This is a genomic window from Paenibacillus xylanilyticus, from assembly GCF_013359935.1.
GTDB lineage: Bacteria > Bacillota > Bacilli > Paenibacillales > Paenibacillaceae > Paenibacillus > Paenibacillus xylanilyticus.
This window is the reverse complement of record NZ_JABMCB010000201.1, coordinates 516,355-532,322: the sequence shown is the minus strand read 5'-3', so window position 1 is coordinate 532,322 and position 15,968 is coordinate 516,355. Positions and strand designations below refer to the sequence as shown.

The following is a 15,968-nucleotide window of genomic DNA, read 5'->3' as shown; positions in this document are numbered from 1 at the left end:
TGTCCGGCAGCCTCTGCTTCCCTGAAATGCTTCTGCCGGACCGAGGGCGTATGCTCGATGAATGAATATATTGTTATCTGATTTCAGGGTAATCTATGAATAACTTTCAATAATGTTTCAACTATGATCTTCAATCAGTATTAACTTCTTATCTTTCATTTGAAATATTGATTTCCCTTGAAGTTTTAATGTTTCTCCTGCCTTCATTCCATTAGGGAGATCACTGGACAATATTCCCTCATAATCAATGTCAACCTCTGCTTTATCTCCTGCGAAAATAATGTTCTTTATTACTTGACGCCTTTGAGAAAATACCTGAATTGACTGCTCTGCTAATGTGCGAAATTCCTGAATCCCCTTTGTTTCCGAATTCACTTCACCTTTAGAAATGTTTCGAAAATGAATATTTTCATTCAAAACTCCTATCATTCCATCAATGTTAAACGTATTATATGCGCTCAGGTATTTTTCAATAAGATCTTTTAAATTTGAGTTCTCCATGTCGAATCAAACTCCTAGATTTTGATATTACATATTTGTCCTGATTTCAGATAACGTTGCTGTATTCACGAATCCGAGAGGGTTAAAGGAGCGTAGCGACTGGGTCCGTCAGGACTTGCCTCTCAGTGGTTGTCGCCTGATTCCGCTCTTATCTTAGGCTGGGGCGTTTGTTGACTGAGATTTCTTCCATGATTATACATCTGTCAATCAAGGGGCGATAGCCCCGCAGCTTGAATACTGTGTTAAACGCAGTTGCTGACTTCATCGAATTATCAAATACTAGCTTTCAGTTTTTTTTATATGATGCAGCATATGGTTTATAACCTATAAAATTGTCTATCCCACCAACGGAGGCGTTTAGTTAAGCAGGACTTCAAAAAGTACACTGTATCTCGCGGCAATAATGAATGAGTGAATTAGTTTGAGTAGATTCTCCCAATTATCCATCGAAATACTCCAATCATCAGGAATCCCATTGAAATAGATAACATTCATCCCGTGATGCATTTATGACCCGATATGGCCTTCTTTATCCATAACCATTCGCAACACGCTCTGCTTTCCTCGAAACACAAAAAAAGACAAGGCGATCTAAATGGTATCGATCATAAAAAAGTACTGGATAAGGAGAGAACCATATTAGGAATAAGTAAATGGCATACAGGAAAACATAAATCCGGGAACTTCATTAACTAACGGATTTAGGAGGTTGGCAAATGGCAAAGTTTTTCGTTTTAACAATATTATTATTGGTGGCAGGCTGTTCGTCCCATAACAATATGATGCAAAAACAAGTGACTCCTGAGCAAAAACAAATTTCAATTCATGATCATGCTGCTGCACCAAACCCTGTCCTCACACAGGCATCATCAACAGCTACATCTTGGCAAGAGAGATCTATTACAACAAAAGAAGCCCAAAATGGAATTCCATTGGATTTGTTGGATCTGATTCGAACACCGGATGGAAATCCAGTAAACCAGGCACCTGCAGGAAATCCTGAAAAAAAGGAGCCAACAGGACAAGTACAGGAAGATAAAAAAAATACTACGGATAAAACAGATTTTGAGCAGCAGGTGCTGGATCTGGTCAATCAAGAAAGGGCCTTAAGTTCCTTGAGTAGGAATGAAGAATTGTCAAATGTGGCTATGGTCAAGGCACAGGACATGTACAACAACAGTTACTTTGATCATAATTCGCCAACACATGGATCCCCCTTCGATATGATGAAGGAATTCGGGATCACATATAATACCGCTGGAGAAAACATTGCAAAAGGGCAAACCACCCCTGCCCAGGTTATGAAGGAGTGGATGAATAGCCCTGGCCACAAAGCAAATATACTGAATAATAGTTATACTCATATCGGTATTGCTTATTATAACAACACATGGGTCCAGGAATTTACTGGGTAGCGCCTTTCATCTCCCAACAATAAAGTATCAAAAACCCGCAATTTATGTCGGGTTTTTGATACTTACAGATCCTGCATACGCCACAGTTTTGTTTCCTCGAACCGAATAAAATTGTAAGCATTATCCACCTTCATCTTATTTGCATTAATTTCACCTACCGTTTTTATGTGGCTGATTGTCAAACCAAGTGCGACGGTTCCTCTGTGAAAGATTCGTGAGCAGTTTTCCAGCCCGGACATTTCCGAGGGCGATGGTTGATTAAATGAAGCGAACGCTCCAATGCTGGCTCGAAAGGAGCTACTGCTTGAATATTTTGTTATAAGATGTCGGTGTCTTCTTCGATCAACTTTCAAAAAATCATTTTTAGTTTTAAAGTTTGATTTTAACATTATGTTCGTTAAGCAATTCTAAAATATTCTCAATTATTTCGCATTTATTAGCAAATCCATTGATTTCAATCGTAAAAGGTGGTTTCACACCAAAACCTCCGCACAAGCAATCTGACAAGCTGTCCAGACATCCGCCAAAATAACCTCCAGGGCCATTGATGGATTCACCCAGCGCAAAATAAAAAGAAATCTTATCTGTGATATGTCGACCATCAACATAGTACGTTTGATTAGTTATGTCCTGAATATTACTGGAGATTTTACAACAATTATCGCGATTTCTGATTATCTCCATCCAGATCTCGCGTTGGTGGTTAGTAAATTGAGACCAAATATTTTTTTGTTTTAACTCTCTACCAAGATCCCAGAGTCTTAGAATTTCCATAGAAAGAGCAATTGGAAGATAACCAGCAATATTAACATCTCGCCCATCTTTTAAATCTGAAGAGGTGAATGCTTTCTGAGTATTCAATACAAAATAATAATTACCTATCTTATTACCACAATGATCTAAAATAAGTATGTATAAATTACTTATGGGATACTTTCGGTTTGAGCAAATCTGTTTAAAGTCAGCGAAATGAAAATTAATAAAACTGAGATCGTAGTAATCCTCATCCGTAGTTTCACTAATGTTCGTTTCTAATAATCCAGCAATATTATCGCAATGTCCGATAATTAAACTGCCATCCTCGACGAATAGACTATATTATGATTTACACTCAAAAGATCATTTTGTTTTATATTTCTTTTCAAATCTTATCATTCGTTCAACAACATCATTTCCTTGAAAATGTAAAATCCTATGATGATCTTCACAAACAATCCAATGATACTTTTTCGATACTAAGTAGTATTCACGCAGCTGACAAAGTTCAGGAATGACTTGTTCAAATATGAATTTGCTATTTCCTTCATATATCCATATCTTGTCGTACACATCTTCAGCTAAAAACCAAATATACTCATCTTCAATTATTTCTGTAAAGCATTTATATGGTTTTAAGGCTGAAGCATAGTTAGGTTCCCTAAATCTGTTCCATCCCCAATGAAGGTTATGAGAGTAGTGAGCTTTAGTTAGAAAACGTTCTTCAATGTTATATAAGATACTTTCCCACTGGTATTTATTAACTTCAGATAGAAATTCTTTAGTAATATTATTTCTTTTACATAGTTCATCGATTTCATATCTTACAGATATCTGGTTTAAGCTCATTGAAATCTCCTAATGTCATTATTGTATTGGCTGTGCTCGTATTTCATATAACGTTCGTGTATTCACGACGCCGAGAGGCTTAAGGCAGCAAAGTTGCCGGGTCCGACAGGACTTAGGCTCGCAGGTGTGTCTGCCTGAATCCACTTCCCTGTCAATCTCATCGGGCAGACCGAGGGGTGAATGCCCCTAAGCGTGAATATGGTGTTAGGCGATTTTAACTTCTTCCATGAATATACTTCTCATTTAAGGATTTCATACAAATTAAGTTCAATCAATTTATGCTTATTTAAATTCTTTAGTATTTTCACATCATCTTCCTCAAAATAACTTTGTACTTTCTCTGACTCATTAATAAAATCTAGATATTTAACTATTGACTGCTTCCCTTTGAAGTTATCCGAGATATTAGAGATTGCAATTAAACATACGAATGATAATTTTATTGCATCGTATGCATCGTTAGGATTTGAAACACTATCTCCACGGTGAACGTAGAAATTTCTTGCCTTTAATAATTCATCAATTCGAAATCTACCTACATTGTCTTTGCCTATCAATATTTCAATTCGCTTCTTAAATTTATCGTAATTCTCACCTTGCTCCAATAATAGAACTTCTATTGCTGTTATGGCATCTAATAGTTTCGTAGATGTATTTAAAGAATGAATTGCTTCAACGATCTTAATGCAAGCCTGGATAACAGTTTTATTCTTTCTATTTATTACTATCTCTGTTAAAGTTCTATATCTGTCTTCATTCAAAAGACTATTTAGGTCAGCTCTTGTAAAGACTATTAAATCTTCCTTGCCATTATTTAATCCGAGCCTGCCAGATATAATATTCGATGAATCCCCGGTAAATGAAATTGAAATAGATTTTTCATTGAAATCAAAAAGAGTAGCAACCTCTGTTTTGCGTAAAAACTGTTCACTCAATCCAACAAAATGATTAATTGAGTTACTTGCCCAAATCAATAAAGTTAAAAGTGCTGTAATCTCGTATGCTCTATCTTTCGCATGACTCTTCAAACTCGCTATCTGATCATATTTATCACCTGACAAACTACCCTTCCGTTTAACACACAGAAATGAATGAAAACTTTCTTTAAAGGTGATGTTTTTAAGCATATATGAAATTTCATCTAAATGATTGGAAAAGTTACTCTCTTTATCTGACCTAAGTTTTTCTACAATTTGTTTTATATTCTTCTTAGAAATAATCGTTGCGTCTCCGAAGAGCGGCGATTCAATCTCAATATCCTTTGCGCTTATGTCAATCCCTTTCAGTGGAAAGAACACCCAATATTCTTTTAAGTCTTTCATATGTTCTCCTTTAATGAATTTAAGTTAATTTCGCCTAACATCTAATTTATGTACTTTTGTGAATACCACACATCCTGTACGTTATCCGAACTACGTATATGATAACCCAAAATGTTACATTTGCGAAGAAAAGTTTGGAGAAAAAGGGAAAATTAGAGTAGCCCTATTCTCCCAAATCCATCCGATCCAGCGGGCTTTGAATACGCTGGATATTTTTCGTGCTAACATGCGTATAACGCTGAGTTGTTCGTGCACTCGTATGACCGAGTAGCTCCTGAATGTATCGTAGATCTGTCCCGTTTTCTAGTAAATGAGTGGCGAAGGAGTGTCTCAGAGCATGAATACTTACCTTTTTCTCAATTCCTGAACGTCGCCTTGCTTCTTCAAACACCTTCTGCACGCTCCGCTCGGTAAGATGTCGTTCAGAAGATTGCCCCGGAAACAGCCAACGATTGGGTCTATATTCAGCTATGTATTTCTGCACGATATCCCAGGCGAGATTTGAAAGAAGCGTCCTCCGATCCTTTTGCCCCTTCCCCTGTCTCACGATGATTGTTTTCCTTTCAATATCCAGATCGCTGCAACGCAGACGCACAACTTCGCCTACACGAAGCCCGGAAGAATAGGTCAGAAACAATATGGCCTTATGTTTAGGGTTGGTTACGGATTTGAGTAATTGAGCAATTTCCTGTTCGGACAGCACTTGTGGAAGCTTGGTCTGCTTCTTGGGACGAATATACTGGATATCTGTAGGTTGAAGGAGCACATGTTTGCAATAGAAGCGGAGCGCGCTAATCGTCTGATTCACACTTGAATGGGAGATCCCTTGCTCAAGCAAACCTAAACAATACGTCTGAACATTGGATGTAGTCACATCCATACTTTTAAGTGGAAAGCTACTCAGAAAACGTTCGACCTGATTACAATACGCTTTAATCGTTTTGCGGCTGTATCCTCGTAACTTTAGCGCCTTCTGTAACGGTTCTTTGCTCCACTGGTTGTTTCCCTTACTAGCTTTCCATTGCTGCAGTTCTTCATTCTCAACCCACAACTCCGGGGGAATCTGAACATCATTTGGATCGAACTGATTTATGAACTCCTGAACAGCAGCGATAGTGTAGGGGATGATCCATACTTTCAATTTGGATTCCCACTGTCTGCCCGTAATCTGGCGAATACGCTGAATATATGCTGGGTTGTATGGGATGCGAATGTGCAGTGAGTCTGTGGAACCTTTCGTTATAGTAATCTTCTCTTCATATTTAGCATGTTCATTCATCGGAAACTCTCCCTTATTTGCATAGTTATGTTTTCTCCGAAATTCTGAGAAATAAAAAAAGGAAGGATCTCTTCATCCCCAATAGGGAATCAGATGACCTTCCGATGCTTTCGGAACATTTATGATGTTGTAAAAGTAGAGATGAGCATAGCAAGTTCAATGACAAACCTCTACTCCATAGCATCTACTCAAGCCTGCACTACTGATCAATTTGTCCTGATGAATAACAGTAGACGATTGAACCAGCAGATATTTCGTCGGGGGATATCTCTTTCCCCAAACATATACCGATATTCTTTTTGCCGGCTATAGAATGATTAATTTGAATAGAAATGACTCCATACACTTGCTCTTCCCCGTCCATTTTTTTATGATAATCTGGTCACCGATCATCTCTTTGATTGTTGACGGAAGTTGTTCATCCAACTCTTCATTGGCCCCCATAACGATGGTTCCGAATTCCGGTGTATCGAAGACTAACCCCACGCCAAACAGCATTTTAATTCCCATTCTGTGGCCTCCTTATCTCTGATCTATGAATAGCTCGCTTTTTACATCTCGCACCCTGAGATCAGCATTACGAAGTCTAACCATGGCATCTCTCCATATGCTTAAGTCATCCATTTATCCATTCCTACTTTTCTAAACATACAAATCCCATCCCACAACAAAAGCAGCCAAGATGAAAGCCGAGATGCCGGACAGGATATACATCACCTTTTGCTTTTTGCCGTAACTGCTCTTCCGCAGTTTGTAAATGAGCAGGCCAAGGTACGCCACTGCCAAAACTACATATAGCAGGTTAAACCCTAAATTGATGCGTAATGAAGAATAAGCAGGATAACTTGGAAGTCTGGTAAAGATAATAAAAAGATTAAGAAGGAGCAGCCCACCTACGAAATTAATGGCTAGATAATATTTATCAAAATGGGTTGGAGGATTTCCTCGTTTTTTAAGCTTGTAAAGAAGCATCCGGATTATGTAACCGATCAAAGCACCTAAGCTGTAAATGATAGCTAGCGCAACGGGAATAAGAGATATTGCAATCAAGTTCACCTTTAGACTCGATACAGGCAAGTAATCCATGTAAGGAGTGTAGGAAATTTTCTCAACAACGCCATTATGCTCGACCACATTATAAAGACTACTTAACTCCGCTTTTGAAAATTTGGTTATATCCAGCTGCCTAAATAAATCGGTAAATCTAGAGGCGGGCCGCCTTGCGGATTGAAAATATCCTCCTCCCTCAGAAGTAACCGAATTAACGTATGTGCTGTTACCGAAAATCTTGCTAATAAGTCCATAATAATAGACTTCCTCAAACGCAATGTTTGTCATGACCACCATTCCAAATTTGGATACTGGATCAAAGACAACTTTGCTTGAAAAGCCTTTTAAATTCCCCTCATGAAGCAGTGTAGGTACCCAATATTCCATCTGAGCAAATCCATGCGCAAATCGAGGAATCGAAGTCTCGTCATAATACAGACTGGTTGACAACATTTCGTCTAGTGTATCCCTCTTAGCAAATAATACATGGCTATCATCAACAGGCATCAGCGCTGCAAGGAATTTCCCTAAATCTTCTGCTGTCCCCATAGCTGCACCTGTAGGATAGAACGTTACGTATACTCTGTTCTCAGGGATGAGTTCCAAATTTTTCGTATACCCTTCAATCTCATTCCTTCTTTGCACGAGGTCTGGGCGATCCTGCCCCGTTGGATGAACCGTAGTGTCGTTCATATGAAGCGGTTCAAAAATATGTTGATTAACATATTCATAATAAGGTTGGCCACTTACCAATTCCACGATGTAACCGCCTAGACCAACGCCATAGTTCGAATAACCGACGACGCTATTCGGTTTGTATATCTGTTTCGGCTCATTTTTACGCAGCGTTTCTCCTAAATCATAATCTTCATTCTCGTCGTAATAATACACTTCGGTAACTGTTTGATCTTCCCAACCCGCATTGTGATGCATCAGGTTCAATAGGGTAATCGGTTCATCGTATTTGAGCTTTTTGAAAAATCCTTCTGGCAGATATTCTCTTATATCCGTATCCAGATCAAGCTTCCCTTGTTCAACAAGCTGCATCACACTCGTATAGACCAACAGTTTAGAGATGGAAGCCCATTCAAAAACAGTGGATGGTTCCGCCTTTCGCTGATTCTCAATATCCGCAAAGCCATATGCCTTATTCACTATGAATTCGCCATCTTTGACAGCCACAACCGAAACGGCAGCCGTATACTTCTCATACGACGCAACATAAGAATCAATCGTTTCCTCTAACTCGGATAAAGAAATCCTGGATGGTGTAGTCTCAACCTGTTGTTCTTCGGCGTAGGCAGGTACCGCACATGCGATAATGACGAATACGAGTGACAGAACACAAGCGATTACTTTGTTTACCGTGTGATAGCTGCGATCTTTTTGGCCATTTTTCTGCATCAGCTACTCTCCTTCAGCATTATATAAATCCGGCTTTCTTGGGTTCTAAAAATATAACTCCCATCCCACAATGAAAGCAGCAAATAGTAAAGCTGACACGCCAGACATGATGTATACAGCCTTCCTCTTCTTGCTGTAACTTATCTTCCAAAGTTTGTAGATGAGCAAGACAAGATATGCTAAAGCTAGAATCACATATATTAGATTGAAGATAAGATGGATACGTAATGAAGAATAGGAGGAGTCTAAACTCACTGCTCTCATGTATAGAACTGCATTATTCAGCACGAATGCCAGACCAGCAACATTAATGGCAACATGATATTTATCAAACCCTGTCCCGGGTCTTTCCCATTTTTTTGATTTGTATTTGGATAACCGGAACATATAGCCAATAATAGCTCTCAAATTGAAAACAGTGGCTACTGCAAGAGCTATGAAGGTGGCAATGATCAAGAGCAACGTTGAACTTTTTACACGTACATAATCATTGTATGTAAAAGAGACTTTCTCAACGATACCATCCTTCTCAACAACATTGGTGAAGTTACTAAGCTCAAATGTGGAGTACTTTTCCATTAAAAGATACGCATAGAACTTAGTAAATCCAGAACCGGAACGTCGTGTAGTGAGATAATATCCATCGTTTCCAGAGGTAACAGTGCTAGTTCTGTAATTATTTCCGAACAATTTCTGGACAAGACCAAAACAATAAACCTCTTCTTCAAACTGGTTGGTCATCACAACTAATCCAAAATTAGATTTGGGGTCAAAAACCAATTTATTCGAAAAACCCAATGTATTTCCACCGTGTTCCAGTGCAGGTGTCCAGTACTCTACCTCAATGAAACCATGAGCGATTCGAGGGATAGAAGTTCCATCATAATATAGACTGGTTGACAGCATTTCCTTTAAGGTTTCTTTGTTCTTGAATAATAAATGACCATGATTGATCGGCATCAGGGCCGCAAGAAATTTTGCTGCATCTTCTGCTGTGCCCATGGCACCTCCTGCAGGATATATGTTCATATAAACTTTGGTCTTGGGGATGAGTTCCACATTAGCCGTATACCCTTGAACCTGATCTCTTCTCAGCATGAGGTCTGGTCGATCTTGATGTGACGGATGAATTGTAGTTTCTTTCATATCGAGTGGTTTGAATATATGTTCATTAACATATTCGTAAAAAGGTTGTCCGCTTTGCACTTCTACAATGTAGGCAGCCATAGCAACACCATAGTTTGAATAAGCCAATACGCTCCTCGGTTCATAGATCTGTTTAGGTTCGAATTTTTGCAACGTTTCTCCTAGATCCATAACTTGATTCTCGGATAGATACCATAAATCTATCATTTTATCTTCCCAACCCGCTTGGTGATTCATGAGGTCTAATAGCGTAATGGGGGCATCATATTCCAGCTTCTTTAAAAATCCTTTCGGCAGATATTCCTTAATATCGGTATCCAAATCAAGCTTTCCCTGCTCGACAAGCTGCATGACACTCGTCCAGACCAACAGTTTAGTGACTGAACCCCATTCAAAAACAGTAGAGCTATCCGCCTTTCTCTGTTGTTCAATATCTGCATAGCCATAGGCCTTATTAAAAATCGTTTCACCATTCTTGATAGCCACAATTGAAACAGCAGCGGTATTTTTCTGATTCGTAGCCACATAAGAATCAATCGTGTCCTCTAACTCTGTTAAAGGAATCCTGGATGGTGTAGTCTGAATCTGTTCTTCTTCAGCATAGACAGGTACCGCACATGCGACAAGGACGAATACAAGTGACAGAATACAAGCGATTACTTTGTTTACCGTGTGAAAACTACGAACTTTCTGACGATTATTCTGCATCAGCAACTCTCCTTTAACATCAAATAAGATCGAACCTAACCACCTTCCTCAAACCTTAATTCTATGTAAGTCTATAAAGTAGTTCTTTGTGAATTTCATCACGATTATTAAGCTGACTAAAACATTTTTAGAAATATGTATCACTTGAATCTTTCATTTAGTATAACAGTAATTTTATTACAAAATAAAGCGTTTTCGTAATGTATCCTCATCCATTCTTGGATGACCGTAAATTCTAATCAGATTGTTTTCTCTGAATCTCTGAAGAACAAAAAGGAAGGCCCTTCATCATCCCAAATAGGGAATAAGTAGGCCTTCCGATCCTTTCGGAATATAGATGCTGTTTCTGTTATATAACTATTTCTTAACATTGATGCCTTAAGGGACAGCCCTACAAGCGGGATGTGTTTCTCCTCAAAAATAAACCACCTCTCACGCCAACAAAGCCTGAGCGATCTGATCGATAATGCCATTGATGCCTGTGGGTCCATAACAACCAATCCATGTCGCGGCATCTACCGAGTATATATGCTGTCGCTCATTCGTATCCAGCATGCCCCAGACACTTTGCTCTGTCGCTGACATTCCCTCCTGCATGATTTCGCTGCTAAGCAAAAAGTAGTGGCTGGCATGTACAGCCGGCAGTCTATCGACTGAAATATGATAAGCCGTGTCGGAAGGATCGGCTACAAATAACGGGGCAGGCAGACCCAGGTCGCGGTACAGCACAGCACCTGTACGGTGAGAGGCCGTATGTACCCGAACCATGGACTCAAACGGACGAATCAATGCCACGCTCTTACCCGCCAGTACTGGAGCAAGTTCTTCTGACAGCAATGCAGTTCGTCGATGATAATCCGCAAGTATCCGCTTGGCCTCTGCTCGCTTGCCTGTCAATTCACCAAACAGGCTCAGAATGGTTTGCCAGCTCTCATTGCGCTTAAACATGAGAACCGGAGCGATCCGGCTTAACCGTTCATAGTGTGGTTCATGCACCTCGGTACATATAATCAGATCCGGAGACAGTCGTTCCACAGCTGGCAGATTGGGGTACTCATACGTTCCGAGCAATTCGGTATCCTGAAGTCTTGCCCGAATGTATTGAGGGAAATGGAACGCTGCATTTCCCGCTCCTACACTTCCTGCCGGGGACATCCCAAGCGCGAGCAAATGATCCGCATATTGAACATCGAGTACGGCGATACGCCTTGGTGACATGGTGACATTATATTGACCTCGCATATGGCAAATTACGGGGCCATGTGACGACTCATACCAAGATGCCATGCGATTCTGCGGCAAGGAATACACAGAGAGAGCGCTGGCTCTCGAAGCAGCAGTTTGCCTATAGAACTGCGGCGGAACTCCATGATATTTCTTAAACGCCCTGCTGAAATAATACATGTCACGATAGCCCATTCGGTCAGCAATTTCGCCGATGGGAGCATCCGTATGACGCAGCATCCGCGATGCACTCTCCATACGCAGCTGGATGACATACTCCATCGGTCCGAGCTGCTTCTCTTGTTTGAACCGTCGCTGCAGCTGTCTTACGCTGCATCCAGCAAGTGCAGCCAGCTCTTTGAGCTCCAGATTCTGACGATAATGCCCCGCTATATACGCTGCGACAACATCCACCATGTCGGACTCTGCTCCACCTTGACCACGTTCATACTCCATAATTAGTTCGTAGAGCATCCCCTGCAGCAGCGCATTGGCGTGAAAACGTTCCAGCCCTTCGCCCCGACTCCATTTCGCTGCGATCTTTTCTGCCATCTGAACCCATTCTGCTTGTGGACCTGCGTTCTGAACAAACGAAGTGCGCAGCGGGTGCTTGCGATGCGAAGGCAAAACAAGGGAGACTATCTCTATGGAGGTTGCCTTATACATGATCACGATATAATCCATGTTGCCTGAGCTGGCAGTCAGCGTAAAGGAAGATCCCTGAATCACATGAGCAGCAAAAGAAGCTCCAATGTGGCGAACTTCACCATTCATTGCAAGCTCCCCTTCTCCGCCGCCTGCCAGCAGCAACAGATTCGATGTTAATTCGGTTTCGCTAAGAATACTGCCTGGCTGCAACGTACCACTATGCACGTCAAGCATCTTGACCGTCGTATCGCTCCATAGACTTGTCTGTTCTTGCAGCGGCATTTCTCTCATCTCCTGACAATAGCAAAGGTAAGGTTGTTGCTGCTGTCATTTTAATTGAGATTCATTCTCATTGTCAATTTTCGGACATTTTCTGCAATATTCCCCCGACATCTGATAATAAAAGCAGCACGTGATGCGCTTGTTTTTCGCAACAGGAACGTTGCCCTTATTTTCTGTAAATCGGATAAACGGATTACGTTTTACACCGAACACCTGCCCTGGCGCACCTAGCGTCAGATATGAAAAATCAGTCCGGATGTGCTGGCTTTCCTGCCCAGCATCGTCTGCATCAGGCGTATACAGCGAGCCAATGCGGACCATGATATTCTCCCAGAGAATACTCATCGAAAGAGGCGCAATCGCAGCAAGTGTCTTTAACAGCGGTGTAAGCTGTACCGCAAACATCTCCTCTAGCACCTTTTCCCGCCACAGTTCCCTGTCCCCCGTCAGTGCTTCTGCCTGAAGCCCGTTCACCGCTAGAAAAGGAAATCGTGTACCGCCCTCATTAGCTGAGAGCGCTGGATGATAGAGGAAGCTGTTCTCCAGCTGAAAAGATACATGCCGATGATGAAAAGTCATCGCGGTCACCAGTGGAGCTGTCCACAGATAGCCAATCCGCTTGGCTAACATTGAAGCGGCCACCTTCATGTCAGGCGCATCGATATACTCTTGTAACCAACTGATGTATTCTCGGCATGCCGCTTCTTCATGTAACTGGCTCAGAGCAATGGTACGGACACTATGTTCAGGCGGCTTACCTAGCCATATCGAATGTTCTTCAGCCGTTTGTTTCCATAAGTCAGTGGAGAGATACTGATCCATATTAATTCGATCCGAGCAGGGCTTCCGATGCCTGGTCTACAATAATATTAATGGCTAATGGTCCATAGTAAGCGATCCAGAGTGTTGCATTCACATCATATGCACGGTTATTTTTGACGGGATCAAGAGATTTCCATACCGGGCTGCTCTCCAAAACCTCAGCCTCTGCAGCAAACAGTTCATCAGACAGCAGGAAATAGCGATCCGCTCCAATATCAGGAACTTTCTCCATCGAAATTTCAACAGAGGTGTCATCTTTGATCTCCTGAACAAGTGCAGGAGCCTTTAAGCCCAAATCCTCATACAGAATGCCGCCTGTCCGATGCTCAAGACCATGAACACGAATGCCTTCCTTTCTCGGACGAATAAGTGCTACCGTTTCATCTCCCATTTTCTCGGACAGCTTTGTCTTCAGACCTGCGACTTTTTCCTCATAAGCTTTACGTACCGTCTCTGCCTCGTCCTGCTTATCTGTAATCTTAGCGACCGTGGCTAACGTATCGCGCCAATCCTCGTAGAAGTCGAGTACGATTGTGGGTGCAATTTTACTAACATTTTCATACTCTTTCTCTTGGAAATCAGTCATCAATATCAGATCCGGATCCAATGCTACAATCGCTTCCAGATTGGGCTCGTCCCTTGTACCTAGAACCTGTACGTCCCCCAGCTGATCGCTTAAGTATTCTGGAAATGTGGTATTCCCTCCAGCGATAACACTACCTGCTGCCTGCTCGCCAACCGCTAACAATTGATCCAGAAATTTGACATCAAGTACAGCAATGGTCTTTGGCTTCTCCTTTAGCGTCAGCTCACCCTTCATGTGCGTGATCGTAACAGGGTAAGCTCCAGCAGTCTGGGTTTCTTCATTCGCAGGTGTCTCTGCTGGCGTTGCTGCAGACGGTTTGCCGCTATCTGTACCTGCTCCGGCACCGCAAGCCGTCAGGACAAGAATGAGGACCAGCATTAAGCCCATGAGTAATCGTGATTTGTGAGCAGCATAGCCCTTACTACCTGCCATTTGCCCCTTTGTTCCTTGATTCATTTTGTAAATCCCCCTTATGTATATTATTGATAATGATTTTCATTATCGAAACATAAAGAGAGTATAAACGATCTCCGCATCGCGTTACCATGTACTTTTGCGACATTTCAGCCGGACTAATGCGACATCATGTGCCGCTTATCCGCCCTTTACATTTTCAGCAATATACGCTTGCAGTCGGTAGATGTCTGAAAGAAGTTCTTCTTCCTCCGGCGTATTCCCATACTCTCCAAGCCAGCGCGGTGTACGGATATGCCACTCGTTTGACATGTATTGACGTTCATCCCGATACTCTATAATGTGCTCCCAGAGATATTCCAAAGAGCCGAAGGATTGCTTATGACTATCGTTCATGATAGATTGTGTTTTTTCAATAACGGCCTGTAACATTTGTTGAATATGATCTTCTGGATTCATAGTGTTGCCTCCCCTCTGCAGCCATTTCAACCTGTACAAAAAAAAAGGAAGGCCATTCTCTATTCCATAGAGAATCAGACAACCTTCCCTTCTTCTTTTCGAAACCTGAAACATGTATTAACACATCTGATATAGAGCTCATCATTTCGAAGCTACTCTGGATATTCCCTTGAGGCCTCGATCAATTCATCTTCCTCATCAAAAACGTTTAGGACTCTCTCAATGTCATTCACTTCATAGCTTCTAACAACAATCAGCTGCTGCATATGAAGACCTGGTGGGTCAATGTCCGGTCGTGACAAGTTATTTAGTAGACGTTCTGGTGTATATAAGATGCTCCACCTTCTGGAACCGTCTGTGAAAACCATTGTGATCTCTATCCAATTCCATTCTCCCGGTTGATCCGATCTCACCTCATCATCAAAATGCCAGCTTACCAGCCTTGGTCTTGAATTCAATTCTTTTACGATGTTTTAACCTCTTTTCTGCTTAACTTTTTAAATGCCGAGTATTCCTGACCAGACTTCATATAATCTAATATTTTTTCCGCACATGCTGCTGAACTTAGTTCTTCCGTATTCACTTCCAGATCATATTCATCATAGGAGTATATATAGTCGAATTGGGAATGAGCAAGTCCAATTGCGCGATCTCCCCTGCTCTGCTCTCTTCTGGTGAGCTCTTCTTTGGAGCAATGTACGCCTACAAACATTATCGGATAATCTGAAAGCAAATCATAAAAACCGTTAAACCACTTGTCATTGGTGATGACCGTATCCACGATGACATTCAAACCCATCTCCGAAAACAGTTTAATGGTTGAATAGTACAATGAGACAATCGGATCGAAAAGGATATCTGTCATCACATTCGCTTCTAATTCTCTTGCTGGTTTCATATCTGGATATGTATTGTCGATAAACTGGTCATAATTTTGGAAAAATTGATCTACAGACAAATGATGTAACGGAATGTCTCCCTGCTTTTTCATTTCCACCGCAATGCTGGTCTTCCCCGAACTTGACGTACCGTTCAAAAATATAATGAGTCCTCGTTCCACATCAATCACCCTTATCTTTTAAATTGGCTTATCTTTTAGAGCA

General features: G+C 41.3%; 14 protein-coding genes and 1 pseudogene. 1 reads left to right on the top strand and 14 read right to left on the bottom strand.

Annotated elements, in window-relative coordinates:
- Positions 1-117: 117 nt before the first annotated feature.
- Entirely contained in the window at positions 118-501 is a 384-nt protein-coding gene (locus HP552_RS26680; protein ID WP_076290123.1) for a nuclear transport factor 2 family protein, read from the bottom strand.
- Positions 502-1,217: 716 nt separating this feature from the next.
- Here HP552_RS26680 and HP552_RS26675 point away from each other — a divergent pair.
- The gene (locus tag HP552_RS26675) at positions 1,218-1,916 is read left to right on the top strand and encodes a CAP domain-containing protein (protein ID WP_175398370.1); all 699 of its coding nucleotides are present in this window, start codon (positions 1,218-1,220) and stop codon (positions 1,914-1,916) included.
- A gap of 178 nt (positions 1,917-2,094) precedes the next feature.
- On the opposite strand, the pseudogene HP552_RS26670 reads toward HP552_RS26675, so the two are convergent.
- The 13 genes and pseudogenes from HP552_RS26670 to HP552_RS26610 all read right to left on the bottom strand — a co-directional run.
- A pseudogene (locus HP552_RS26670) lies at positions 2,095-2,199 on the bottom strand (IS30 family transposase); the annotation flags it as partial.
- Positions 2,200-2,285: 86 nt separating this feature from the next.
- Positions 2,286-2,777, bottom strand: a complete 492-nt coding sequence (locus HP552_RS26665) for a barstar family protein (RefSeq protein WP_175398369.1) — start codon at positions 2,775-2,777, stop codon at positions 2,286-2,288.
- 258 nt (positions 2,778-3,035) lie between these two features.
- Positions 3,036-3,521 (bottom strand): DUF6756 family protein, encoded by a 486-nt coding sequence (locus HP552_RS26660; RefSeq protein WP_175398368.1) that lies wholly within the window; start codon positions 3,519-3,521, stop codon positions 3,036-3,038.
- Between the two features lie 239 nt (positions 3,522-3,760).
- The gene (locus tag HP552_RS26655) at positions 3,761-4,843 is read right to left on the bottom strand and encodes a hypothetical protein (protein ID WP_175398367.1); all 1,083 of its coding nucleotides are present in this window, start codon (positions 4,841-4,843) and stop codon (positions 3,761-3,763) included.
- Positions 4,844-5,006: 163 nt separating this feature from the next.
- Complete coding sequence (xerA, locus tag HP552_RS26650; protein ID WP_246311059.1) at positions 5,007-6,122, bottom strand: site-specific tyrosine recombinase/integron integrase; 1,116 nt, start codon at positions 6,120-6,122, stop codon at positions 5,007-5,009.
- Positions 6,123-6,428: 306 nt separating this feature from the next.
- The gene (locus HP552_RS26645; protein WP_175398366.1) at positions 6,429-6,632 is read right to left on the bottom strand and encodes a hypothetical protein; all 204 of its coding nucleotides are present in this window, start codon (positions 6,630-6,632) and stop codon (positions 6,429-6,431) included.
- A 132-nt stretch (positions 6,633-6,764) separates the two neighbouring features.
- A complete protein-coding gene (locus tag HP552_RS26640) occupies positions 6,765-8,576 on the bottom strand; it encodes a serine hydrolase domain-containing protein (RefSeq protein ID WP_175398365.1) in 1,812 nt (603 codons plus the stop codon).
- 45 nt (positions 8,577-8,621) lie between these two features.
- On the bottom strand, positions 8,622-10,430 hold the full coding sequence (locus HP552_RS26635; protein WP_175398364.1) for a serine hydrolase domain-containing protein: 1,809 nt from the start codon (positions 10,428-10,430) through the stop codon (positions 8,622-8,624).
- Positions 10,431-10,862: 432 nt separating this feature from the next.
- Positions 10,863-12,584, bottom strand: coding sequence for a helix-turn-helix domain-containing protein (locus tag HP552_RS26630; RefSeq protein ID WP_175398363.1), 1,722 nt, complete (start codon positions 12,582-12,584; stop codon positions 10,863-10,865).
- A gap of 45 nt (positions 12,585-12,629) precedes the next feature.
- The gene (locus HP552_RS26625; protein WP_175398362.1) at positions 12,630-13,406 is read right to left on the bottom strand and encodes a (2Fe-2S)-binding protein; all 777 of its coding nucleotides are present in this window, start codon (positions 13,404-13,406) and stop codon (positions 12,630-12,632) included.
- Position 13,407: 1 nt separating this feature from the next.
- Entirely contained in the window at positions 13,408-14,448 is a 1,041-nt protein-coding gene (locus tag HP552_RS26620; RefSeq protein ID WP_175398361.1) for an ABC transporter substrate-binding protein, read from the bottom strand.
- Between the two features lie 138 nt (positions 14,449-14,586).
- Positions 14,587-14,865 carry a hypothetical protein gene (locus tag HP552_RS26615; protein WP_175398360.1) on the bottom strand — a complete coding sequence of 93 codons (279 nt, stop codon included), beginning with the start codon at positions 14,863-14,865 and terminating at the stop codon, positions 14,587-14,589.
- A 463-nt stretch (positions 14,866-15,328) separates the two neighbouring features.
- Positions 15,329-15,925 carry a chloramphenicol phosphotransferase CPT family protein gene (locus tag HP552_RS26610; protein ID WP_175398359.1) on the bottom strand — a complete coding sequence of 199 codons (597 nt, stop codon included), beginning with the start codon at positions 15,923-15,925 and terminating at the stop codon, positions 15,329-15,331.
- Between the last annotated feature and the right edge of the window lie 43 nt (positions 15,926-15,968).

Excerpts from the sequence above, each read along its gene's own strand:
- xerA (WP_246311059.1), bottom strand. The coding sequence starts at position 6,122 with ATGAATGAACATGCTAAATATGAAGAGAAGATTACTATAACGAAAGGT.
- HP552_RS26660 (WP_175398368.1), bottom strand. The coding sequence starts at position 3,521 with ATGAGCTTAAACCAGATATCTGTAAGATATGAAATCGATGAACTATGT.
- HP552_RS26620 (WP_175398361.1), bottom strand. The coding sequence starts at position 14,448 with ATGAATCAAGGAACAAAGGGGCAAATGGCAGGTAGTAAGGGCTATGCT.
- HP552_RS26630 (WP_175398363.1), bottom strand. The coding sequence starts at position 12,584 with ATGCCGCTGCAAGAACAGACAAGTCTATGGAGCGATACGACGGTCAAG.
- HP552_RS26645 (WP_175398366.1), bottom strand. The coding sequence starts at position 6,632 with ATGGGAATTAAAATGCTGTTTGGCGTGGGGTTAGTCTTCGATACACCG.
- HP552_RS26615 (WP_175398360.1), bottom strand. The coding sequence starts at position 14,865 with ATGAATCCAGAAGATCATATTCAACAAATGTTACAGGCCGTTATTGAA.
- HP552_RS26635 (WP_175398364.1), bottom strand. The coding sequence starts at position 10,430 with ATGCAGAATAATCGTCAGAAAGTTCGTAGTTTTCACACGGTAAACAAA.
- HP552_RS26640 (WP_175398365.1), bottom strand. The coding sequence starts at position 8,576 with ATGCAGAAAAATGGCCAAAAAGATCGCAGCTATCACACGGTAAACAAA.
- HP552_RS26655 (WP_175398367.1), bottom strand. The coding sequence starts at position 4,843 with ATGAAAGACTTAAAAGAATATTGGGTGTTCTTTCCACTGAAAGGGATT.
- HP552_RS26625 (WP_175398362.1), bottom strand. The coding sequence starts at position 13,406 with ATGGATCAGTATCTCTCCACTGACTTATGGAAACAAACGGCTGAAGAA.
- HP552_RS26680 (WP_076290123.1), bottom strand. The coding sequence starts at position 501 with ATGGAGAACTCAAATTTAAAAGATCTTATTGAAAAATACCTGAGCGCA.
- HP552_RS26675 (WP_175398370.1), top strand. The coding sequence starts at position 1,218 with ATGGCAAAGTTTTTCGTTTTAACAATATTATTATTGGTGGCAGGCTGT.